This window comes from Fibrella musci (genome assembly GCF_041321105.1).
Classification (GTDB): Bacteria; Bacteroidota; Bacteroidia; order Cytophagales; family Spirosomataceae; genus Fibrella; species Fibrella musci.
The window spans coordinates 313,652-336,732 of the sequence record NZ_JBGGWD010000003.1 but is presented as its reverse complement, the minus strand read 5'-3'; the positions used below and the strand labels follow the sequence as shown (position 1 = coordinate 336,732).

Below are 23,081 nucleotides of genomic sequence, written 5' to 3'. Positions count from 1 at the left end.
TCAACCCGCGAAAAAGACGATCCATACCGAAACGCGTTTCGGGCCGGTAGGGGAGGCGCCAACTTTACGGCGTAATCGAACAGTAAACGCCGCTTCGGCACCTTCCTCTTACCATGAACAAGTCAATACTTTTCCTCGCGTTGGTCGCGCTGCCTGTTAGTTTGTCGGCCCAGACCAAATCCGCACCGCGCAAGTCGGCGGCCTCAACGGCCCGCTCATCGGCCAACAGGCCAGCCGTTCGTAGGGCACCGGCCAACCCTATGATTATGGCTAAGGCGTCGGCCACACCGGCTCCTGCCCCCAACGTACCCAGCACCGCAGCGGCCGCACCAGCCCCCGCCGTTGTCGAGAAACCAGCGGCTGCCACCCCCGCCACGGCGGCCCCGGTAGCACGCCCGCAAACCAAAACGGCCCCTGTCGTACAGGCTAAAGCGGTTGCCCGGTCGGGCGAAGATAGCGGCTTCCGGGTGGGCTTCCGGGCCGGCTTTGGCGCGGGCTCGGTAAGCGGCCTGAACGCTGCCGATCTGGGTGGCGCGCAAATCGACCCCGTCACGGGCTTCCACGCCGGCGCCGTGCTGAGCTTTGGCCGCCGCGCCTTCACGGTGCAACCCGAAATACTCTATGCCCAATACGGTTTTAAAGCCGTGGCCGGTTCGAATTACCTGCAATTCAAATTCAACGTGATTGAAGTACCGCTGTTACTGAAATACACGTTTGGGCAGTCGAATGCGCGCTTTTTCGTCAACGCAGGCCCCACGGCAACGTACCTGCTCGGTGGCACGCTGTCGGTGCGGGCGGATGGCGAAACCGGCGAAGCCCCGATCGAACCAGGACCGAACGATGGCCGCGTCAACTACGGTGGTTCGTTGGGTATCGGTGCCGCCCTTCAAGCCGGACCGGGTAGCCTGCACATCGAAGCCCGCGGCACGTACCTGACATCCAGCGACTCAGATGGTAACCTGCTCAATGGTAAACTGTCAGTTGGCTACCTGATTCCGATTGGGCGATAGGGGCAAGCCATCTGTATCCGTACCGATGGGCTTCGGCCCGTCGGTACGGATACAGATGGCTTGCCTATGTTGAGGTTGAAACGAATCAGGGCATGTCAGATTCTTGATCGCTGTTTTTATATCGTTCCGCGACTTATCATACCTATCGGCAAAGCAGGAATTTTAACAGGCGGAGTAGTTTGCAATTTTTATCTGTAAAGTGACATAAGGTAATGGTATAAGTGTTTGGATGGTTTCGATGATTAGTGTTATTTGTGCCTAGTTTGCATGAATAAGTAGCGTAAAGACTGATTGTTGATTCCATACCTAATGCCACACCTTTCTCTGTGTCAACTATGTCCTTTAGAACGAAGCAACTCAGCCTTGCCGGGCTTTGCCTTGTGTTTTCGTGTTCAGCTATAGCACAACACACTCCAACGGATTCTTTACGAACAGATTCACTCTATGCACCGGCTGCCATTACCGCCAGCTATATTCCCTCCATTCTACCTCCATCGCCTAACGCTGCCTCATTGGGCCGCTACGGCGATATTCCTGTCAACCTCAGCAATGGCTTACCCAATCCCAATCTTACACTAGTCGCGGAGGCCGATAAGGATATTAACTGGTCGGTGGGTCTGGCCTACAATTACCCGGGCTTTATCCCGTCCGCCGAAGCCGGACCACTGGGGCACGGTTGGGCCTTGCTAGCCGGAGGGACCATTACCCGTACCGTGCGAGGTATCGAGGACGAAAAGAACCAGGGAGCTGGTGGCCAGCAGGGATATTATTATAGCCGGACCCAAATTGGCAACCTACTCAACACCAACGGGAAGGTCATCTGTACGAGCTGCCCCCAGGGTTTTATTGATGGTTCACTCGATGGGCAGCCCGACCTGTTTTCGTTTCAGGCTGGGCCACTCAGCGGCCAGTTTTTCGTTGGTGAGGATGGTCAGTTCAAGATCGTATCTGACCGTAAGCTGCTAATTGATTGGGTGCTGTGCAACACGGCTTCGCCTATCAATGGCATGCCGCAGCGCAATATCATGGGCTTCCGGCTGACAGCAGAAGACGGCACTGTTTATGTCTTTGGTATGAGCAGTTGTACACAGCGGCCATTGACTAATATCGAATTAGGCTACAACGGTTCCGACTGGATTGTCAACGCCTGGCACCTGACGCGCATCATCAGCCCGCAGGCCGGACAACTCGACTTTACGTACGCTAACCACTGCATCCCCAACGCCAACGGCATCATCAACCAGCGCACGACGTCGACGCGGCGGTCGGCCCGACTGACTCCTATCTCTGGAACGGGAAGTACGCAGTATGAAGAAACCATTAATCAATCGGCTCATGCCGAAAACCACCTTACTCACATCCGGGCCACCAACTGGACACTGACGATCACGACGAAAGATAGTTTGTCGATGCGGCTGACCCGGCGGCTGTCGGTTTGGGCCAAGACCTCGGCTACAGACTCAACCTTGCGCCGCACGTACCTGTTCAGCTACGGCGACTACGACCGCACCGCCCTGCTGACGAGTGTGGTGCAACAGGCCGATGGCCGGACAGATTCGCTCTATCGCTTCGACTATTGGGGCAAACGGCCTACCTCGGTGGACGGTACTACTTTCGGAATCGACCATTGGAACTTCTACAACGCCCAAACGGCGAATACCACGCTGGTTCCCCAACTGGGCGGCAATCGCACCCCAAATCTGGCCGCTACCCGGCTGGGTGCTCTTCAACGAATCCGTTACCCGACCGGTGGCTCAACGGCTTTCGACTACGAGCAAAATGAGTTCAGCTTCGTGCGCGCTGACTCGACCTACTTCAATAGCCGGGGGCAGGCTCAGGGCCTCCTGGGCCGACTACCCCACGGAGGGCTGCGACTAAAGACAACCACCGACTCGCCTCTTTGGGGTGGCCCCCCCATTGTACGGCAGTATAGCTATACCAAGTTTGACAATCCCGCCCTCAGTAGCGGTGTAGTGGCCGAGCTAAGCAATCAGGCAGCTTATGGCATGGCGCTGCCACTGGAATACAACTGCGGCTTCGGGCAGGCAGCCTGCAATGTAACCTACTCAGTGTACCGTTCGGATCCATTCTGGCAGATGGCCCGAAATCCGGTCTATTACTTCAACGTTTCTGTGCAGACGGGTAGTGAGCAGCTTACGCAGCATCGCTTCACCTGGCACCGCGACTACGCCGACTCGCTGGGGTATTCATATGGGGTATTGCACAGGCTGGCGGGGCCCACGGGTGACTTGAGCATGGCCCGTTCACTACCCCGGTCGGTGAGCCACTTCAGCCATGGTACGTTGATCAGTGAAACCCTGTGGACCTATGCGCTTCTTGAGCGTAGCCGGGCGCGCTCCTACTTCTGGGAGGTATTTCTGAACGTCAATGGGCAAACATTCATTAACAATAAGGGCTATTTTGCCTACTCGGGCTGGGTGCAGAAGCTAAGCCAGACCGAAACACAATACTATCAGGGGAGCCGCATTAGTCACACGACGTCCTTCAGCTACGCGAACGCCACGTACCTGCAACCCACCCGCATTACCGAATCCGACTCAAAAGCCGTGTCGCTGACCATGCTGGCGGGGTCGCCACCCAGTCGCCTGCTGGAAACTACACTCAAGTATCCTTACGATTTCACGGGTAACCCCACGCTATCGGCCATGACGGGGTTGAATCAGATTAGTCCCGTCATCGAAAAGCAGGTTAGCTTAGTCGAAACCAACCCGTCGGGAGTGGCGAATACGACGCCCATTCGGCTGGAAACGACCACCTACGGTTCTTTTTCGGGACCGTCGATGGCGATTTATTATTTACCCACCCGCATCGACTACCGAATTGGAACCGGACCGCTGCAAAATGGAGTCGAACTGCTGGGTTACGACAGCCGGGCCAACCTGACGAGCTACCGCGAACCCAATGGACAAACAACCCGCCTGACTTACTTTACCGATGGTGGGCGGGCCGACAAACCCCGGGCCTACACCGTTGGAGGCGGGTCGGACGGGTCGGCGCTGGCCCGCATGGGGGCGTTCGAGTACGCTCCGCTGCTGGGGCTAAGCAGCCAGACGGCCTTGAATGGGTACGTGACCCGCTACGAATACGATGGATTTGGGCGGTTGCTCCGTAGCCGCGATACCGACAATAACCTGCTGGCGCAGTATGCCTATCACCTGCCTGGTCAGCCAACGCCGGCAGGCATCGGGGCAACGCCTTCCGGCACCTTGCCCTACATAGTGACCCAACTGGCCCGCGAGGCGCAGACGGCGATGAGTACGGCGCCGGCCCAAACTCAGACGCAGATTGGTTACCTCGATGGGCTAGGCCGACCGCTGCAAACGGTGAACTGGCAGGTTACTCCCGAAGGGGTCGATGCCGTGGGCGCCACAACCTTGTACGATGCCTACGGCCGGCCGGGGCGGCAAGTGCTTCCTACGCGTGGCGACGGGGCTTTGGGCGTTTATCGGGCCGATGCCGAAACGCTGGCAGCCACTTTCTACAATGATGCCCGACCGATTCAGGAAACGCTGTTTGAAAATACGCCACTGGCTCGTCCGCTACGACAATACGGGCCGGGGCAGGCATTTCGCAATGCACAGAAAGATAAGTTTGTGGAGACTCGCTACGCTACCGGCGGCAACGAGGTGCCGCTCTATACGGTTGTTACGGGTGGATTCAGTACGTCGGGCAATTACCCCTCCTCGTCTGTCTACGCCACGCAGACGATTACGGAACGAGGCCTGTATCGTATTGACTTTAAAGACAAAGCCGGCCGGGTGCTGACTCGCTCCCAGCAGGCATTGGCGGGTGATCTCAGCAGCTTTCAGCTTACGTCCTACATTTATGATGACCTGGGCCAACTGCGATACGTGGTGCCGCCAAAAGCACATGGGCAACTGGGAACCATGTCGGCCACATTGACACCGGGCGGCGACTTGCGATTGACAGCCAAGGCTGGACCACTCAAGCTGCAGGCGGCCCAACAGGCTGGTAATGCCTCCGCCGTTACGGCGGGGGTAACGGTCAGCGACAGCGACCCTCTGCTGCTGGAGGGCTGTTACGCCTATCGGTACGATGGTAAAGGTCGGGTGATCGAAAAGCACGTACCTGGCGGGGGCTGGCAGCGTATCGTTTATGACCGGCTTGACCGACCCGTGCTGACGCAGGATGATGCCGATGGGGGTGAGTGGAGTTTTACCCATTACGACGCCCTGAGCCGACCCGTACGCACCGGCCGGGTAGTGGCCTCAACGGATCGCAGCAGCCATCAGGCGGCTTTTGACGCCTTCGCGGGTACGCTCTACGAGAGCCGCAGTACGGCAGCAGGCGCGGTGCTGGGATATACCAACAGCAGCGTACCCGCCGCCTACGTGGTAGGCGAAGCCGGGATGCGGAGCGTGAGTTATTATGACGACTACACCTGGCTGGACCGCACCACTTCGCCGGGCAATAGCTATACCTTCAATGCCACCGCAGCTTTCGGGCAGGGGCAGCTGACCAACCTGACAGGCCTGCCAACGGGCGGGCTGGTGCGCAATCTGGAAACGGCAGACTGGTATCGTAGCCTTACCTACTACGATGCCAAAAGCCGCCCTATTCAGCAATATGCTCAGGACGTAACCGGACGCCTCAATCGCACCGATATGCGCTATCGGCATAACGGGGAACTGCTCGCCCGGCGCACAAGTATCGGCAACGTAACGGAACTGACCGAGTGGAGCTACGACCCGATGGGGCGCCCGCTGACGGTCGATCATCAGATAAACAATCAGGCCCGGCAGCGCATCGCTACGTACCGCTACGATGCCGTCGGGCGACTGAAGCAGAAGCTACTGGGCGGTGTGGCCGCTCAGGGAACGTACCTGAGTGCCCAAAGTGGCCCCTGGCAGGGAACATCGACCTGGCAGGGGGGGGGCGTGCCGAGTACATCGGCCTTGGTGGGCATTCAGCCCGGCCACACCGTCAGCGTGATAACGCCCGTATTACCGGCCGGCCAACTCCGATTGGCGGGTGTGCTCAAGTTTCAGCAAGGTATGAAGCTGGGGCTGGTAGGTACGGCTTATGAGGGTGCCAACGTGGCTAACCCGTTGCAGACCGTAGAGTATACCTGGCACATCCGGGGCGGGTTGAAAGGCCTCAATGCCGATGCGGCAGGTAACCTGCAGGCCGGTAAGCTGTTTGCGCTGGCCCTCGACTATGAAGCCGATACGACCTACTACGACGGCAACATCCGTCGGCAACGCTGGCGGGGTGGGGCCGATAACACCGAACGAAGCTTTACGTACGACTACGATGGGCTGAACCGCCTCACCAAAGCCCAGTATGCCGGGGCGGCGGGCGAAGACTACAGCCTGCCCACGCTGGCCTACGATGCCAACGGCAACCTGCTGACGCTGATCCGCCACGGGCGCAAGACCAACGGGCAGTGGGGGGCCATCGACGGGCTGGCCTACAGCTATACCAGCACCCACAGCAACCGGATCAGCGGCATCTGGGATACCAGCAACGAGGCGGCGGGCTTCACGGATCGTACCTCGGGCCCCGATTACAGCTACTGGCCCGATGGCTCGCTGAAGAGCGATGCCGGTAAAGAGATCACCCTCATCGAGTACAACTACCTGAAGCGGCCCCGCAAGGTGACCTTCGTGGATGGGCAGACCATCGAGTACCAGTACGACGCGGCGGGGGTGAAACGGCGCCAGAAAGACCGGGCCGGGGTGTGGACCGACTACGTGGGGCATCAGCTGTGGCGGTCAGGTACGTTGCTGCAAGCGGCGCATGGCGAGGGGCGTTTGACCAACACGGGTACGGTGGCCGCCCCGACCTACCGCTACGAGTGGGGGCTTGGGGACCATCTGGGCAACCTGCGGGTGGCGTTTGTGGGGGGCAGTGGCACTATTGCCCAGGCCGTGCAGTGGGAGGGGCTGGGGCCCTGGGGTGAGAGCCTGCCCACGCTCACAGGTACGTCGAGCACCACCTTTGCGAATCTGTATGTGTTCAGCGGTCACGAGCGGCTGGTTGAGCTGGGGGTGTACGATGCCAAGGCGCGGGTGTACGACCCGGTTGTGCCTCGTTTCTGGCAGCTCGACCCGCTGGCGGAGGCTACCTACCCCCAAACGCCGGTTGGGTACGTAGGCAACAACCCGGTGGGGGCCACCGATCCCACGGGGATGCTCTCGACGGATGAGTACGCGAAGTGGGCTCGAGAACAGGAGGCTCTGGCGGGCCGGGCCGAGCAGCAGGGGCTGGGGGCCTACTCGGCGCTCAACAATCAGGACGGGCCGGGGGACAAAAACAAGAAGGCTAAACCAACTCAACAGAACTCGCAGCAGGGACGTACCCAACAGGCCACCCCGCAGCCGCAGGCTCAACAAGCCGACGCGGGAGCCGGAGCGGTGTTGGTCGGCACGGCGTCAACGCTAGGCAAAGTGGGTACGATGGTGGAGGAAGTGACGGTGGCGACGCTGGAAGGCCTTGCCAGCATTGGCCGATTGGCGGCAACAGGGTTCGGGGCTGGGCTGGCGATGTTAGCTAGTGGAGCTATCTTGCATGGGGACCAGACAGCAACAAGAGACTCGGAGAAATACATTCCTCTGTATCGAAACGTGGGCGAAAATGAACTCAGTAGTTTTATAAGAAAGGGTTATAATTTTGGCACAAACGGTGCTTCGTTAGACGTGAAGGAATTTTGGTTTACGCCGCAGGGGTTAGAATTTTGGAAATCAACGTCTTTCGCTAAACCCTACACAATAGTCATAAACATCCCTGTCAGTATTGTTGGTCCGCATAGACTAGTCCAAATACAAGAACTTGACGGTCATCCTGCCGCTGTGGTAAATCCCCAAAACATGAACTTATTCAATAAGGCGAAACAAACTATAATGATTCTCAAAGAATGAAGGCTAACGACAAGTTTATTACAGCTAGGGTTCATTACCAAACCACCAATCAACGAGGATTTTATAAGCCTGTAAAGGAGGGTTTACGTTGCTCTTTGTGGCTAGATGAGTCTAATTTCACTGCTGCGGAATGGCGTAGTATGTCGAAACCAGTATTGTTACCTGGTGAGATATGCGATGTAGCCATGCTCACTATTAATTCGAAAATATGGGAACACGTGAAAGTTGGAGACAAAATGTTTTGGGGCGTACCCTACGAAAGTATTGGTGAGTTGGAGATATTAGGTCTTGATACTTTGGAGTTTATTCCAACGAGTTAAAATCAGTGAATAAAGAATGACTATAACTCTGTTTCGTCCTGTGAATAAGGTTGAACTTTCCTTGATTGAGCAATTGAACTGGACCGAATTCCCGCCAAGATTGCCCCAACAGCCTTTTTTCTACCCTGTTACAAATATTGAGTATGCTCGACAAATAACTGTAGAGTGGAACGTTCCAGCATATGGCAATGGGTACGTCACTCAATTTGATGTCGACAGCGAGTACTTGCAACGTTTTAATGTGGAAACAGTAGGCAGTAGTATGCACACTGAATTTTGGATCCCTGCTGAAAAACTGCCTGAATTTAACCAGCACATAGTAGGATTGATCAAGGTAGTAGAAGCATATGAGTCGAATTATTGACCCGTGAATTAGTTGGTAAAGCCATTTTACTTGTATATAGCCAACAGGCCTTGCAATAGCACTAGTTGCCTTGCCTGACTTTACAGACTTGTATACGAACTAATAAGTAGGTATTGCCGAGTACAACTACCTGAAGCGGCCCCGCAAGGTGACCTTCGTGGATGGGCAGACCATCGAGTACCAGTACGACGCGGCGGGGGTGAAACGGCGCCAGAAAGACCGGGCCGGGGTGTGGACCGACTACGTGGGGCATCAGCTGTGGCGGTCAGGTACGTTGCTGCAAGCGGCGCATAGCGAAGGGCGTTTCCACAAAACGGGTACGGTGGCCGCCCTTCAAGCCGGACCGGGTAGCCTGCACATCGAAGCCCGCGGCACGTACCTGACATCCAGCGACTCAGATGGTAACCTGCTCAATGGTAAACTGTCAGTCGGCTATCTGATTCCGATTGGGCGGTAGGGAAGTTGGTTGTCATTTGGCTACGCCGTCATTCGTGGTCATTCATTGTCATTTGGCTGCGTCGTCATTAAAGGTCATTAACAACCAATGACGCGCAGCCAATGACCATCAATGACTACCAATGACGGCGCAGCCAATACCCTACTCCGGCTGAATGAGCGGGAGGGTAACCACAAATTCACCATCGACTTCGAAGAAGGTGGGCGCTGCCTGCCCCAACATCTGGTACTTGGCCAGAATGTTACCCAGCCCCACGCCATTACTCAAGACCCGCGACGGCTTCTTTTGCAGCGTATTTCGTACCGAGAGCCGGGCTTCTGCGTCGGTTTCAATCCGGATCGTCAGGGGTTGGTCGGGTAGCACCACGTTGTGCTTGACGGCATTCTCCACCAGCAATTGCAGCGTCAGCGGTGGCAACTGGTAAGCCGCAAGCTGCTCGTCGATAGCCACTGTCAGCGTCAGGCCCGCGCCGTGCCGGGTTTTGAGCAGGTGGAAATACGAATTGATAAAGTCCAGTTCGGTGGTCAGGTTGGTGAGCCGACTCTCGTTGGAGCGCAGCAGGTAGCGATAGACCGAACTCAGCTCGTCCAGAAAAACCCGTGCCTGTTGCGGATCTTCTTCAATCAGCGAGTCAAGCACGTTAAGGCTGTTGAACAGAAAATGCGGATTGACCTGCTGCTTCAGTGCATCGAGCTGACTTTGCAGGTTGGCGATCCGTAGCTTTTCTTTTTCCTGCTCGGCCTGCTTGAGTCGTTTCTGATTCTGCGTCGAGTCGTGAATGTAAAGGACTGTTTCGTAGAGGGTCAGGTAGAAAACAACGATGATGACCGATTGGAAGACATCAACGCTAAACAGCCGGAAGGATAGCGTGAGGTTGTTGAGCGTAAAACTCGCCGCCTGATCGGTATTGCGGAAATCAGCCAGCGTTCCGTACCGCACCCAGAACCGCAGCACTGCCGACAGAAAACCAAGGATCGACGCCGCCACAACGCCCGTCAGGAACGTGAGCAACAGGCGCAGGAGGGTTTTCCGCCGCTGGGGGAACCGACGCCGGAAAAAGAAAATCACGCCACGCAGGACGTGCCAGTACGTGACGAAAAGGAACAACGTCAGCGCAATGCGCAGGAGCAGATTGCCGCTGAGGGGCTGCTGGAAGACACCCGCGCTGCCGGTGTAGATCACCATCAGCAACGTAATGCCCACGATGCGTAGCCAGCGGTCGTTCAGCGGTTCCAAGGGGGAGGGCGTATCAGTTAGAAAGCCACAGATTACGGGCTAACCGGTTCATAAACAAGCGCGATACCCACGAACCGGAACATGTAGCCGATGAACCGTCATTTCGGAGCCGTGACGCCTCGGATCATCCGATAAAATCTCAAGCCATAACGACAGGCGACCGGTCGATCATCCGCTTAGTTTGTGTCAACATCATAATCGACCGATGACCGATAATCAGGACTTAATCAGCCGGGCCTACGAGGGTTTCAATGCCCGCGACATCGACGGCGTGCTACAGTTGTTGACCCCCACCGTCGACTGGCCAAATGGCTGGGAGGGCGGCTACGTGCACGGCCACGACGCCGTCCGCGATTACTGGCAACGGCAATGGCAGGAAATCAACCCCACCGTGACGCCCGTCTCGTTTCGCGACCTGCCGACCGGCCAAACGGAGGTGATCGTGCATCAGCTGATCGAAGATAAACACGGGGCGCTGCTCACCGACGGTCTGATAAAGCACGTATACACCATCGAGGGTGGCCTGATCTGCCGCATGGACATCGTGAAGCCGTAGCCGCATTCGCTTGAGTTACTCTATAGCCATGCAGCAGTATTGTGCCCAACTTGCCAACAAAGGCGGGGTGAGCTGGTTAATCGGGTAGTGTACTCCTTCGATAGAGCTCCTGTATGGCCGTTATTGGTGAATTGATTAGAAAGGCCATTGATGTATATGGCTTCGTGACGTCGGAGCCCAATCCGGCTAAAGCACAGCGCGACGTGCTCCGGCATCTGCTGGAAAAAGCCCGGCTGACGGCTTTCGGCAAGCGGTATACCTTTACCGAGATCCTGCACAGCGCCGACCCTGTCGCTGCCTTCCAGGCGGCTGTGCCCGTGCACGATTACGACAAACTACACGCCGACTGGTGGCATTACCTGGAAGAAGGGCACCAGAACGTAACCTGGCCCGGTGGTCAATCGTATTTCGCGCTCAGCAGCGGCACCACCAGCACCAGCAAAGCCATCCCCGTCACCGACGAAATGCTCGATTCAATCCGGAAATCGGGTATTCAGCAGGTGATGAGTCTCAAAAACTTCGACCTGCCCGCCGATTTCTTCGAGAAACAGATTCTGATGCTGGGCAGCAGTGTCAATCTGATTCAGAAAGACGATCATCAGGAAGGCGAAATCAGCGGCATCAGTGCGGCCAACATCCCGGCCTGGTTCCGGGGCTATTACAAACCGGGCACCGAGATTGCGTCGATTCTGGACTGGGACGAACGCGTGCGGCGCATTGCGCAGGAAGCCCCCGGCTGGGACATCGGCAGCCTGAGCGGCATTCCGTCGTGGATCGAGATGATGCTGAAGGAGGTAATCGCCTACAACAAGCTCGACACCATCCACGACATCTGGCCCAACCTACAGGTGTATACCTCGGGTGGTGTGGCGTTTGAACCCTACCGGAAAAGTCTCGAAACGCTGTTGGCCCGCCCCCTTACCTACATCGATACGTACCTGACGTCGGAAGGGTATCTGGCTACGCAGAAACGACCCGATACCGAGTCGATGGCGCTCATTGTCGACAATGGCATCTTCTTCGAGTTTGTGCCCTTTACCGACGACAACATGGACGACGCCGGGCGCGTGCGACCCGACGCCAGGGTGGTCGCGCTGGAACAGGCCGAGGAAAATGTGGATTATGTGCTGCTGATTTCGACCGTATCGGGCACGTGGCGGTATATGATCGGCGACACCGTCATGATTACCGACAAGCAGCGCGCCGAAATCAAGATCACCGGCCGTACCAAGCATTTCCTCAACGTGGTGGGCGAGCAGTTATCGGTGTTTCAGATGAATCAGGCGATGCAGCAGCTACAGCAGCAGTTCGACATCGAGATTCCCGAGTTTGTGGTGGCGGCGGTGCGCAAAGACGGTGAATACATCAACAAGTGGTATATCGGCGCCAACCGAACATTGGCCGACGTTCAAGTAGCACCCGCCCTTGACGAGGCCTTGCAGGCTGCCAACAAAAACTACAAAGTTGCCCGCACCAAATCGTTGAAAGGCGTAGAGGCCGAGGTCATTCCGGTCGAAAAATTTTACCGCTGGAGCGAGGAATTCAAGAAACTGGGTGGACAGGCCAAGATTCCGCGCGTGATGAAAGAGGCTGATTTTCTGGAATTCGAGCAATACATCGGCAGCCTGGTCTAGCGTCACAGCGCGGCGCGCTGGGCGTCGAGTTTCTCCGCTTCCAGCCTACGTACCTGCTCCGTGATCTCTTCGGGCGAAACATACAGCCGGGCAATTTTGTCTTTGTATCGCTGCGGCAATTCGGTATGGTCCAGAATAAACCGTTTGGTGGCAATCAGGTAGTGGCCCAGTCCGTGCCTGACTGCGTAGCCATCGGCCAGTTGTTCGGCTTCTTTAACGTACCTGGGCGACAACAGATACGACAGCCCAAACCGCACCATGCCGAGGTTGCTGCGTTGTTTGTAGTCCATGATGTGCCCCAACTCGTGGCCGATCCAGCCAATCATGATCTCGTCGGGCAGTTGGTGGATCGGAATCGCCGTGTGCGTGAGCCGGAACAGCGCACTGATGTAGATCCGGTATGAGCGGTTTTGGCGAGACCCAAGTAAACTATTGAACACCGGCTGCGCCAGCATCACCGACGATTTGATGTACTGTTTAAACTCGAAATGAATGACCGTATCGGCCAGTTCCGGGTAGAACGACAGAGCCGTCAGAACGTTTTTCTCGATGATGGCCGGAATATGCTTATGCTGCCCAAACGCAGCTAGTTCGGGCGTGATACCAGTCTGTTGGGCCTCTATACTGGCGGCTGTCGTTGGTGTTTCCATACCTCGTTCGTTGGATAATAGTCTAACTCGCTGCCCCGCCGTTGGTTCGATTACGGGTTACGGTAAACGTATTGATTAGTCCAGCTATGGTAATGATTTTCCGCCATCCCGACGATAGGAGGGATCTTGAAACATCCGTGCCAGTGAGTCAGCAATCATCAGGCGCCCCTAGCGTGGGGGCAACTCAAAAGCGTACGCCTCTCAAAAAAAACCTGCTTTATCGTACTATTAAGTTTACTAAATGGCTTTTAAGGTGTTGTTGTTTTGCTGACCTTCGGTTAGCTATGAAACACACAGTCCTGCTCAGCTACAAATCTGGTTTACGTTTCCTGTTAATAGCCGCTATGCCGCTATTACAGATGTGTCGGCAAACCGACCCAACTCCCGCCGATAACACCGTATACACCATCGCCGAGGTTGACCAGCCGCCGATGCCCGAAGGAGGGAAAACCGCGCTTTATCAGTTTTTCGCTGCCAACATGCGCTATCCGGCCGAAGCGCAACGGGACAGGGTTATGGGCAAAGTCGTTGTCGATTTCGTAGTAACGAGTCAGGGACGTATCACCGATGTACAGGTGAGTCAGCGGTTGGGGGGCGGTTGCGACGAAGAATCTGTTCGGGTTACGAAACTGATGCCCAACTGGATTCCGGGCCAAAAAAATGGGCAACCCGTGAACGTAAAAACGAGCCAGCCTTTTTCATTTACGATGCTGTAAGGGCATTGTGACGAGAAAAAGAGTTTATGACGATTCACGAAGTAGCGGAAAAAGACCTGAACGACTGGCTGCAACTGGCCTTGGAACTGTGGCCCGATTATGACACCGCCGACATGCAGGCGATCTTGGGTACGATTGATCAGTCGCCCAGAGAAGCGGGCTTTCTGGCCCGCGACGAACGGGACAAAGCCATTGGTTTCATGAACCTGTCGCTGCGTACCGATTACGTGCCGGGCGCCAGCCAGACACCGGTCGCCTATCTGGAAGGAATTTACGTACAACCCGACCGGCAGGAACAGGGCATTGGTCGGGCGCTGATCAGCCGGGCCGAGCAGTGGGCCCGCGAACAGGGCTGCACCGAACTGGCTTCCGACGTGTTGTTCGACAATCAACTGGGTCAGGCTTTCCACAAACGAAGTGGTTTCACCGAAGTCGAGTGGGTGGTCTCGTATATCAAACAGGTGTAAAACATGGGCAATGAGCCCCCGCAGCCACGTACCCAGCCTGACAGATACCGCTGGGTACGTGGCTGCTGCCAACAGATCAGGTATCGATTGGTTACCAGCCGTTTGCAAAAATTAATTCTCTTTCTGGCTTATTCTGTTGGACTTAACGCAGATTGGCGAAGGCGGTAACGTCGCAGTTTACATCTTTACATATGTACCAGGTTTCGGCCTGTGTCAACGGTAAAGAAGAAAGGCGTTACGAAAAGCGTATGAAAACAGGACAGTGCTACGGCTGGATCATCGGTTTAGCGTTGATGGCACAGTTAGGCTATGGACAAAGTAGAAAAGCCAGTCCTCACCTGATTGACGCTGTCGGTATCAAGCTCACCACCACCGGCCCCGGCATTATGCTCAGCCGGACGTTGAGTACCACGCACCGACTGGATCTGGTGGTGCAGGGGCAGTACATCGCCTACCGCAAACCCATTAAAGTCGATGTCTCGTCGGAGTCGTACCTGAACGTTGCCCCCGACCTGATGATCGGGCTGGTGCAGGCGGGCATCAACTGGCATCCGTTTCGGCGCAGTTCGTTTTTTGTGGCGGGCGGTGTGGCCTATAGCTGGCACCCCTATATCGGCGCCGTTGCCACCACCGACACCAAGTTGAAGCTCGATGGCCTCGAACTCACGCCGGAAGACGTGGGCACGGTTGATCTGCGCCTGCAATGGCAGTCGGTGCTTGGGTACGTTGGGTGGGGCTTTGGCCGCGCCGTTCCCCGCAAACGCTTCGGCGTGGGGTTCGAGATGGGGGTCTATTACCTCGGCCGCCCCCGTGTAAACCTCGCTTACGAAGGGTTCCTGGAAACGACGACGCTTGACGAACAGGTGCCGATCGTGGAAAACAACCTGCGCAATTACCGATACCTGCCCACCCTGAACCTCCGGCTGACGTACAACCTAAATCGCCCCACGTTATGACCCACCGGATTCTCTCTTTCGCTGTGCTCGTGCTGGCGGGCGGCCTGTTCACCTGCCAGAACCCCATCGACGGCGTTAAAATAGGCCTGAAAGACCCGATCGAACAGGGTGTCGTGGAGATTCGCCTCTACGATCCGGCCAACAACCCCCGCCCCACCGACAACCGGGTGAAAGTGGCGGGGCCCGATGCCAACCGGGTCGTTACCACGCTCAATACCACCAAATACAAAGTCAACCCGGAAGGCGTACTGCTGCTGGCCCCGGCCCCCGAAACAGTGCTATCGACCCAACAGCCGTTTCGGTTTACGGCGGTCGTCGAAACCAACGATTACCTCACCGCCCTGCAACCGATGGTACTCACCAACCCCAGCCGGGTCGGGCGCTCGGTGCGGCAGGTCAGCCTGAGCAAACCGCCTCGTTCGTTGCTGCCGGCGCGGTCGTCGGGGCGCGCCGATGCATCGGGAAACGTATCATCAGAGCTAACGGCCACGACCAACGGCCCGGCGACCGATGCCTGGCGAGCATCGGCAGTGCTCGCGACCGGCACCAAACTGACCGACCGCGACGGGCAGGCCGTTGGTGGTGCCAACACGCTGCAACTGCTGTACGTACCCAACCGCTACGACGATGCCCTCGGGTACGTACCTGGCGGTGGTATTCTGTCGAACGTGGCGGGGCTGCCCGGCAAACCCGCGCTGGGGTCGATGCGGATTGTGTCGCTGGCGGGTTCGGTAGCGCTGGAACTCTTCAACGATTCGTATCAGCTGGCCACTCAGCTGGCCCCGGCAGCGCGCTGGACGATGGACATAAACCCGGCGACGACCAACGTAGCGACGGGGCGCGTGGTGCAGCCCGGCGACTCGATTCCGCTGTATAGCTACGATGCGTTTCTGAACCGCTGGCAGGCCGAAACCCCCGGCGTGGTGGTGCGCAATGCCCAGACCGGCAAGCTGGAATACCAGGCGACGGCGAACCGGGTGGCTACCTACGTGGCTACCTGGACCGAATCGGTTTGCGACGTGGGGCCGGTGTTCAGCATCACGAGCAAACTCGCCAACGTCGACGTCAATTACCGCTGCGAACTGATCGACGCCGACAACGGGCAGCGCGTAACGACCTTCTACGCCAACGTCAATAACGGGGCGCTGATCCGGATTTCGAATCAGCGCAACGGCCGACGCCTGAAACTGCGCATTTACGACGAAACCGACGCCTGGGGAAAAGGCGCCAAAGGCGGACTGATCGCCGAATCGGCGGTTGGGCAAGCCTGCGAACCCAAGCCCATCGCGATCAGCCTGGCCGAATTGCCGGTGCCGCCCGTTATCAAACTAGCCCTCGATTTCCGTTGCCCGGCGGGTAAAACGCTCGATGAACCGTCGCTGCCCGCCCAGATTATCACCCAATACAGCGAGGTGGGCAAGGAATCGTGGCGCAGCCTTATCACGGCCACCCGCACCGTTCGCAGCGTGAGTTCGTTTAAACTGCAAACGGGGCGGCGCTACGATTTCCGGGCGAGTACCGACGGTGGCGCTACCTGGCCCCTGCGCGAGAATAACTACCTCGTCGAGCAGGCACAGTGGACGCTCAAAATCAACCTGGATTCGTACTGTAAATAAAGCGCTAGCTCAGCCAGGAAACCTCGATGCGGTCGCCCACGCGCCGCTGTCCCCACCGGGCATCGGCCGAACGTACCTGGAAGGTGTCCGTTTCGATTACCCACAGTTTGGTAGCCTCATCGAACCATATGCGGTTGATCCGACCAGCCGGTTTGTCCGTCGGGTACGTTGGCTGATCGGTCTGGATGCGCCCTTGGTGGAGCGTAATGACCCGGTCGGCCAGTGAAGCCACGTCGATCCGGTGGTGACTGACCAGCAGGGTAGTGGTACCCCAGTCGCGGTGCAGATCGAGCACCACCTGCCGGAGCTGATCGGCGGCGACGGCATCGAGGGCCGAGAACGGTTCATCCAGCAGCAGCAGTTGTGGCCGCCGCACCAGCGCCCGCGCCAGTGCCACGCGTTTCTGCTGCCCGCCCGACAGTTTCGCCGGTTTCTGATCGACAAAGGGCGTCAGACCGGTGGCTTCGATCAACTGGTCGGCGCGGGTATGTTCGCCGCTGGGTGTTACGAACAGAATATTGTCGCGTACCGTGAGGTTGGGGAATAGCGCCGCATCCTGAAAGATATAGCCGACTGAGCGCTGTTGCGGGCGCCGGTTGATGCCCCGCCGGGTATCCAGCCAACACTGGTCGTTCACCGAAATACGCCCTTCGTCAGGTACGTCGAGCCCCGCCAGCAGCCGCAGGAGCGTGGTTTTGCCCGAACCCGATGGCCCTACCAGCGCCGTGAGGCTACCCGCCGTCAACGTCAGATTTACATCCAGTTCACCGGCGCCATCGGTAAACAGGCGGGGCAGTCGCAGGGCGGCGTCGATCATACCGTCACCTGTTTGTTGATGCTATAGACCAGCAATAAGATCGCAAACGACAAGCCTAGTAGCAGGGCGGCATAGGCATGAGCCGTGTCGAAATGCAGCAGTTCTACCTCGTCGTAAATGGCGATAGACGCTACCCGTGTCTGACCCGGCAGGTTACCGCCGATCATCAGTACCAGCCCGAATTCGCCGATGGTGTGCGCAAACGACAGCACGATGCCCGTCAGCAGCGCCGGTTTGCAATTGGGCAGCAATACGCGCCAGAGTGTCCGCACGGGCGATTGGCCCAGCGTGTAGGCGGCCTCGCGCCACGAGGCGGGCAGGTTTTCGAGACCCGCCTGAATGGGGTGCACCATAAACGGCAGGCTGTAGAGCAGCGACGCCACCACTAGACCGGGGAATGAGAAAACCAGTTGCAGGTCAAAGGTTTGCAACAGCCAGGCCCCGAGGCGGCTCGTGGGGCTGAAGGCCAGCAGCAGATAAAACCCCACCACCGACGGCGGCAGCACCAGCGGCAAACTCACCAGCGATTCGACGACGGGTTTGAGCCGAAACCGGCTTAGGGCCAGCCAACTCGCCAGTGGTACGCCGATCAGCAGCAACAGAAACGTAGTGACGCTCGCCAGCCGGAGCGTAAGCCAGATGGGTTGCCAGTCAATAGGCATGAGGAAAAGCATTAAACGGTGGGTGTACGATACCCATATTGGTGCAGTATACGACGCGCCGCCGGGCTACGCAAAAATTGAACGAATTGGGCCGCCACCTTGGGCTGCGTGCTGCGTTTCAGGATGACTACGCCCTGCGCTATGGGCGTGTAGCCCGGCGGCGGTAGGTCGATCCAGTGTCCGCGTTGTTTCAGGTTCGGGTCGAGCACGACGGATTTGGCCGTAATCCCCACTTCTACCGCCCCCGACAAAATATACTGATTCACCTGCGCGATGCTTTCGCCATAAACCAGCCGTGCCTTTACCGCGCCGAGCCGTTTTCGGTACGTAAGCAGCGCAATAGCTGCCGCGCCGTAGGGGGCCGTAGCCGGGTTGGCAATGCCGATGTGGCGCACTGCCGGGTTTTGCAGTACCCGCAGATCGGCCGAGAGGGGCAAGTCGGTCAGGGTCCAGAGCACCAGCGACCCGTAAGCGTAGGGCGTCGGCGCGGCGGTAGTCAGCTTTTGCTGGTACAGCGCTTGTGGGTACGTCATGTCGGCCGAGAGAAACACGTCGTAGGGAGCGCCCTGCTGAATCTGGGTCGTGAGCTTACCCGACGAACTCACAATAGCGTCGATCTGAACGCCGGTCTGTTGCTGGAAGGCCGTCCGCAACGCTTCCATCACAAACTGGGCATTGGCCGCTACTGCCACGCGCAACGGTTGTGCCTGTAAGCTGCCGGTCCAGCATACGAGCAGAAGAAGAAAACGTTGGCCGATCGAGTGAAGCATTGGCGTATGGCGGGTTAGGGGTTGGCCGAGCGCAGATCGAGCGAAATCACGCCACGTACCCAGCGGGTAGGCTTTTTCTCGTCGGGCACAATGATCCGATACGGTCCGGTGCCTGTTGGTAAAGCCGCTCCGTCGGCGCTGTCGGCTAGTAGAATCGTGCGCGTAGCCAATTCCGGGTCGAGTTCGGGCAGGGAAAAGACAACTTCGTAGCCATCCGCCGCCTTGACCACCAGGTAGTTCAGTAGCTGTTTGCCCCGCAGTTCGCTGCCTGTTTTCACCCCGGCCTGCTTCAACAAGTCGATGAGCGGAACGCCTGAGTAGCGGTGCAACTGACCATCGCGGTCTTTGCTCGTAACCTCCGTGTGCGGCATGGCCTTTATCGCCGCCGGTTCCAGCGACAGCGGTTTGGCTACGGCTCCTGAAACCGTCAGGGTCTGGGCGTAGGTCGTGCCCAGCAGCAGTGAGGCCGCGAGCAGCAGGCAGAGTTGGCGCATGACAGGTGGTATTGACGTTATTTCCGTTCAAATATAACGCTATGCTTCAAACTACCTTCGTGCCGGGTTGTAGGTGCCTTGTTTTCAGAGGTAACGGCCTGCTGGCAACGTACCCAGCCGTGTCTGGTAGATAGCGTGTGGGCGGGTACGTTTCAAAAAATTTTGGGCAATGCTGTAATGTTTGGCCTGTTCGGTCGTCTTTGCCAGTGAGATGGACCTACAGGCGTTTAAGCAACGGATCTTACCCGTTCAGAACCGACTCTTCCGGCTAGCTACGATGTTTCTGCGCAACCGCGAAGATGCCGAGGATGCGTTGCAGGATGTGCTGCTGCGCCTGTGGTCGAACCGACAACAACTGGATACCTACCAAAGCGTGGAAGCCCTGGCCGTACAAATGACCAAAAACCTCTGTCTGGACCGATTGAAGGCCCACGACCGGCAGAAGGGCGTCGACAATGCCGATTTGGGGAGCGTGGCCACCGACCAATTGTCGCCGCACCGACAGACGGAACTGGCCGACAGTGCCACCCAACTGCGACGGCTGATCGATCAACTGCCCGACACGCAGAAGCTGGTGCTGCACCTGCGCGACGTGGAGGAATATTCCTTCGAGGAAATCGAGCAAGTAACCGGGTTGCCGATCAACACCATCCGCGTCACCCTGTCGCGGGCCCGGCAACGGCTGCGCGACGGGTACGTTAAACTGAACGACTATGAAGCCAACTATTGATGACCTGCTGACGCGCTACTATGCCGGGGAAACGACCCTCGACGAAGAGCGGCAGCTTCGCGATTTTTTCCAACGTACCCAGCCCCTGCCCGAGCATCTGCTACCTCATGCGCCCCTGTTTCAGTACGTGACCAAGGCGCAGACCGAGCAACCCTCGACTGACCTAGTTGCCCAACTGGACCGGAAACTCGGGCCGCAGCGCACCACGCCCATGCGGCAACTGACGAGCTGGAGCCTGCGGCTGGCAGCGGGGGTAACGCTGCTGCTGCTGGGCTTTGTGGGCGGGCGTTACTATACCCGCTGGCAACCCGCCGCGGTGGGTACCGAACTGGCCGAAGCGGAACAACCGGAGGCCGATTCGATTAAGAAAGCGCTGGCCTTCGACGCCATGACGCAAACCTCGGCCAGCGACCGGATTCATGCCGTTAACCAGAGTTCAGAACTTGGGCAGGCCGACCGCGAGATCACGCAGTTGCTGATCAACACGCTCAACTTCGACGCCAACGTCAATGTCAGGCTGGCGGCTTGTCAGGCACTGCTGCGATTCGAGGGCGAGGAAGGCGTCCGGGAGGCGTTGATCCAGTCGCTCCGGATTCAGAAAGATCCCAACGTGCAACTGACGCTGATTGAAGCGCTGGTGGCGATCAAAGAAAAACGAGCAACTCCCGAAATGCAGTGGCTGGCCCGCAACCAGCAGGTGCTGGATGTAGTCCGCCTCAAAGCCGAAGAGGGTATCGGTGCCCTAAGCAAAGTCACGAAATCGACGTCGTGACCTCACCCCCGGCCCCTCTCCTTGAAATAAGGAGAGGGGAGGCTTACCAAAATTGGCTCGTGTACAAGGCAGCTTGTAAGGATGAGGTTTCCTATTTAGTCTCCCCTCTCCTTATTTCAAGGAGAGGGGCAGGGGGTGAGGTAAACTATTAACAATCAACTAATTACATCATGAAAAAAATGCTGTTGCTGGGCATCGGATGCCTGGCCCAACTGACTACGCTCTATGCGCAGGAGTACAAAACCAAACTCGCCAACAGCGGCGACCAGAAAGTAATGATCCTGATGGATGCCGGTAACCTGAAAGTGGAAGGGTATAACGGCAACGAACTGATCGTGCAGACGTCGGCGAAGATGGAAGCGGCTCCCGAACGGGCCAAAGGCTTGCGCCCGCTCTACAATTCGGCCGTCGATAATACCGGAATCGGGCTGTCGGTGACGTCGGAAAACGGGGTTGTGCGGATCGAGAAGGCGACGCGGAAAGACATACCCTACACGATTCGGGTACCCCAGAAAGTCGCCATCCTCTATGAGCAGACCAATTGGCAAAAGGGCGACATCACGGTGCAGAACGTGGAAGGTGATCTGGAAATTCGCACGAAAAACGGCGACATCAACCTGCGGAACGTGACCGGCCCCGTGGTGGCCAACACCACAAACGGAGAGGTCAACGTGGTGTACTCGACGCTGAACCAGAGCAAACCTACCGCTATTTCGACCATCAGCGGGGCCATCGACGTGACGCTCCCCGCCTCCACCAAAGCCAATTTCAAACTCAGTTCGATTACCGGCGAAATGTATACTGATTTCGACCTGGGCCTGAACAAAAAAGACGGCATGACCCGCATGGGTGGTGGACACTCCATCAACGGCACCACCAACGGCGGCGGCGTTGACCTTCAGCTGAAAACCATCAGCAGTGATATCTACATCCGTAAACAGAAATAATGCTTCCTCCTCAACCCTTTTCGTTTGATTGTCATGAAAAATTCACTGCTTTTCTTATTGATCTGGCTGCTGATCACGCCTGGCTTCGCGCAGAAAATCATTACCAAAACGTTGCCTGTAGCCTCAGGGCAGGCGGTGCACCTGAACTTACGGTTCGGTGATAATATTCAGGTACGTTACTGGGACAAGTCGGAGGCGTCGGTGCGTATTTCGGCAACGATCAACAACGGCAAACTGAACGACGCGCTGACGGTCGAGACGGGGTCCGATGCGCAGGCCGTCAGCCTTAACACTGATTTCGACAAGGAACTCATCAAGCAGGGGCGGGCCGAAGATTGCCCCGGCAACCGCACGAACTGGAGCACCAATCGGGATGGCAGCACGTATTCGGTTTGTAGCACCATCAATTACGAGATTACGCTGCCGCGCAAAGCTGCGCTGCGTGTCGAAACGATCAACGGCAACATCGACATTCAGGGCGCCATCAGCCCCGTATGGGCCAAGTCGATCAGCGGGTTTGTCGACGTGAGCTGGCCGGGATCGAAGGGCGCCAACGTATCGATGAAAACCATCACGGGCGAGGCCTATTCCGACCTGACTATCGATTTTAAAGGCAAACGGCCCAAGCACCCCATCGTGGGGTACCTGCTGGAAGGCACCCTGCTGAGCGGTGGGCCGGAGGTTCGGCTGGAGTCGATCAGCAACAACGTTTTTCTGCGGAAAGAAAAATAGGTGATCTTTTTTCGTGGTTGTGCAACGCTGGGGCACATATCGCATCTCTCCCCATACAAAGTCAGTCCTCTCAGGTGCACCGGTAGGGCGAAGGCTTTCGGTTTACCCCATATTCAGGCTGGTTCGTCCCATTGTCAACCCGGGCGGCTGTGCTGCATTTAGTTTTGGGCATTAGGCTTCGTCTACCTCGTGTACCAGTCATGAATGGTCAGTAAAGCGTACCGGTTATCGACAACAACATGACGTTCCACCTGACAGCGTAGCGTAAGGATC

At 57.3% G+C, this 23,081-nt stretch carries 21 protein-coding genes; 15 read left to right on the top strand and 6 right to left on the bottom strand.

Features of this window, described 5'->3' with window-relative positions:
- Nucleotides 1–113 precede the first annotated feature (113 nt).
- The 5 genes from ACAW74_RS11255 to ACAW74_RS11235 all read left to right on the top strand — a co-directional run bounded on the left by ACAW74_RS11255 (nt 114) and on the right by ACAW74_RS11235 (nt 9,053).
- Nucleotides 114–1,010, top strand: a complete 897-nt coding sequence (locus ACAW74_RS11255; protein WP_370698298.1) for a porin family protein — start codon at nt 114–116, stop codon at nt 1,008–1,010.
- Between the two features lie 512 nt (nt 1,011–1,522).
- Nucleotides 1,523–7,912, top strand: a complete 6,390-nt coding sequence (locus tag ACAW74_RS11250; protein ID WP_370698297.1) for a DUF6443 domain-containing protein — start codon at nt 1,523–1,525, stop codon at nt 7,910–7,912.
- Nucleotides 7,909–8,232: a hypothetical protein gene (locus ACAW74_RS11245; RefSeq protein WP_370698296.1), complete on the top strand. Its 324-nt coding sequence runs from the start codon at nt 7,909–7,911 to the stop codon at nt 8,230–8,232. Before ACAW74_RS11250 ends, ACAW74_RS11245 begins: the two co-directional genes overlap by 4 nt.
- 40 nt (nt 8,233–8,272) lie before the next feature.
- Nucleotides 8,273–8,596: a hypothetical protein gene (locus tag ACAW74_RS11240; protein ID WP_370698295.1), complete on the top strand. Its 324-nt coding sequence runs from the start codon at nt 8,273–8,275 to the stop codon at nt 8,594–8,596.
- Between the two features lie 148 nt (nt 8,597–8,744).
- The gene (locus tag ACAW74_RS11235; protein ID WP_370698294.1) at nt 8,745–9,053 is read left to right on the top strand and encodes a hypothetical protein; all 309 of its coding nucleotides are present in this window, start codon (nt 8,745–8,747) and stop codon (nt 9,051–9,053) included.
- 141 nt (nt 9,054–9,194) lie between these two features.
- Here the strand turns inward: ACAW74_RS11235 and ACAW74_RS11230 are convergent, their stop codons facing one another.
- Nucleotides 9,195–10,289, bottom strand: a complete 1,095-nt coding sequence (locus ACAW74_RS11230; RefSeq protein WP_370698293.1) for a sensor histidine kinase — start codon at nt 10,287–10,289, stop codon at nt 9,195–9,197.
- 205 nt (nt 10,290–10,494) lie between these two features.
- Between ACAW74_RS11230 and ACAW74_RS11225 the strand changes: the two genes are divergently transcribed.
- The gene (locus tag ACAW74_RS11225) at nt 10,495–10,845 is read left to right on the top strand and encodes a nuclear transport factor 2 family protein (RefSeq protein WP_370698292.1); all 351 of its coding nucleotides are present in this window, start codon (nt 10,495–10,497) and stop codon (nt 10,843–10,845) included.
- Nucleotides 10,846–10,958: 113 nt separating this feature from the next.
- Nucleotides 10,959–12,479 (top strand): GH3 family acyl-acid amido synthetase, encoded by a 1,521-nt coding sequence (locus ACAW74_RS11220; protein ID WP_370698291.1) that lies wholly within the window; start codon nt 10,959–10,961, stop codon nt 12,477–12,479.
- 2 nt (nt 12,480–12,481) lie between these two features.
- Here ACAW74_RS11220 and ACAW74_RS11215 read toward each other — a convergent pair whose 3' ends face one another.
- A complete protein-coding gene (locus tag ACAW74_RS11215) occupies nt 12,482–13,129 on the bottom strand; it encodes a hypothetical protein (protein WP_370698290.1) in 648 nt (215 codons plus the stop codon).
- 284 nt (nt 13,130–13,413) lie between these two features.
- Here ACAW74_RS11215 and ACAW74_RS11210 point away from each other — a divergent pair, with 284 nt between their 5' ends.
- The 4 genes from ACAW74_RS11210 (at nt 13,414) to ACAW74_RS11195 (ending at nt 16,884) form a co-directional block, all read left to right on the top strand.
- The gene (locus ACAW74_RS11210) at nt 13,414–13,845 is read left to right on the top strand and encodes an energy transducer TonB (RefSeq protein WP_370698289.1); all 432 of its coding nucleotides are present in this window, start codon (nt 13,414–13,416) and stop codon (nt 13,843–13,845) included.
- A gap of 26 nt (nt 13,846–13,871) precedes the next feature.
- Nucleotides 13,872–14,312, top strand: a complete 441-nt coding sequence (aac(6'), locus tag ACAW74_RS11205) for an aminoglycoside 6'-N-acetyltransferase (RefSeq protein WP_370698288.1) — start codon at nt 13,872–13,874, stop codon at nt 14,310–14,312.
- A gap of 248 nt (nt 14,313–14,560) precedes the next feature.
- A complete protein-coding gene (locus ACAW74_RS11200; protein ID WP_370698287.1) occupies nt 14,561–15,268 on the top strand; it encodes a hypothetical protein in 708 nt (235 codons plus the stop codon).
- Nucleotides 15,265–16,884 (top strand): hypothetical protein, encoded by a 1,620-nt coding sequence (locus ACAW74_RS11195; RefSeq protein ID WP_370698286.1) that lies wholly within the window; start codon nt 15,265–15,267, stop codon nt 16,882–16,884. Before ACAW74_RS11200 ends, ACAW74_RS11195 begins: the two co-directional genes overlap by 4 nt.
- A gap of 4 nt (nt 16,885–16,888) precedes the next feature.
- Here the strand turns inward: ACAW74_RS11195 and ACAW74_RS11190 are convergent, their stop codons facing one another.
- The 4 genes from ACAW74_RS11190 to ACAW74_RS11175 are packed head-to-tail and all read right to left on the bottom strand — an operon-like array spanning nt 16,889 to nt 19,627.
- The gene (locus ACAW74_RS11190) at nt 16,889–17,701 is read right to left on the bottom strand and encodes a sulfate/molybdate ABC transporter ATP-binding protein (RefSeq protein WP_370698285.1); all 813 of its coding nucleotides are present in this window, start codon (nt 17,699–17,701) and stop codon (nt 16,889–16,891) included.
- On the bottom strand, nt 17,698–18,363 hold the full coding sequence (modB, locus tag ACAW74_RS11185) for a molybdate ABC transporter permease subunit (RefSeq protein WP_370698284.1): 666 nt from the start codon (nt 18,361–18,363) through the stop codon (nt 17,698–17,700). The genes ACAW74_RS11190 and modB overlap by 4 nt, the downstream gene beginning before the upstream one ends.
- A gap of 11 nt (nt 18,364–18,374) precedes the next feature.
- Nucleotides 18,375–19,133 carry a molybdate ABC transporter substrate-binding protein gene (gene modA, locus ACAW74_RS11180; protein WP_370698283.1) on the bottom strand — a complete coding sequence of 253 codons (759 nt, stop codon included), beginning with the start codon at nt 19,131–19,133 and terminating at the stop codon, nt 18,375–18,377.
- Between the two features lie 14 nt (nt 19,134–19,147).
- Nucleotides 19,148–19,627: a molybdopterin-binding protein gene (locus ACAW74_RS11175; protein ID WP_370698282.1), complete on the bottom strand. Its 480-nt coding sequence runs from the start codon at nt 19,625–19,627 to the stop codon at nt 19,148–19,150.
- Between the two features lie 211 nt (nt 19,628–19,838).
- On the opposite strand from ACAW74_RS11175, the gene ACAW74_RS11170 reads away from it, so the two are divergent.
- From ACAW74_RS11170 to ACAW74_RS11155, 4 genes are all read left to right on the top strand, one after another.
- Nucleotides 19,839–20,357, top strand: a complete 519-nt coding sequence (locus tag ACAW74_RS11170) for a GFO_1088 family ECF-type sigma factor (protein WP_370698657.1) — start codon at nt 19,839–19,841, stop codon at nt 20,355–20,357.
- Nucleotides 20,341–21,129, top strand: a complete 789-nt coding sequence (locus ACAW74_RS11165; protein ID WP_370698281.1) for a HEAT repeat domain-containing protein — start codon at nt 20,341–20,343, stop codon at nt 21,127–21,129. Before ACAW74_RS11170 ends, ACAW74_RS11165 begins: the two co-directional genes overlap by 17 nt.
- A gap of 170 nt (nt 21,130–21,299) precedes the next feature.
- Complete coding sequence (locus ACAW74_RS11160) at nt 21,300–22,076, top strand: DUF4097 family beta strand repeat-containing protein (protein ID WP_370698280.1); 777 nt, start codon at nt 21,300–21,302, stop codon at nt 22,074–22,076.
- A gap of 33 nt (nt 22,077–22,109) precedes the next feature.
- Nucleotides 22,110–22,808 carry a DUF4097 family beta strand repeat-containing protein gene (locus tag ACAW74_RS11155; RefSeq protein WP_370698279.1) on the top strand — a complete coding sequence of 233 codons (699 nt, stop codon included), beginning with the start codon at nt 22,110–22,112 and terminating at the stop codon, nt 22,806–22,808.
- The last annotated feature ends 273 nt before the right edge of the window (nt 22,809–23,081 follow it).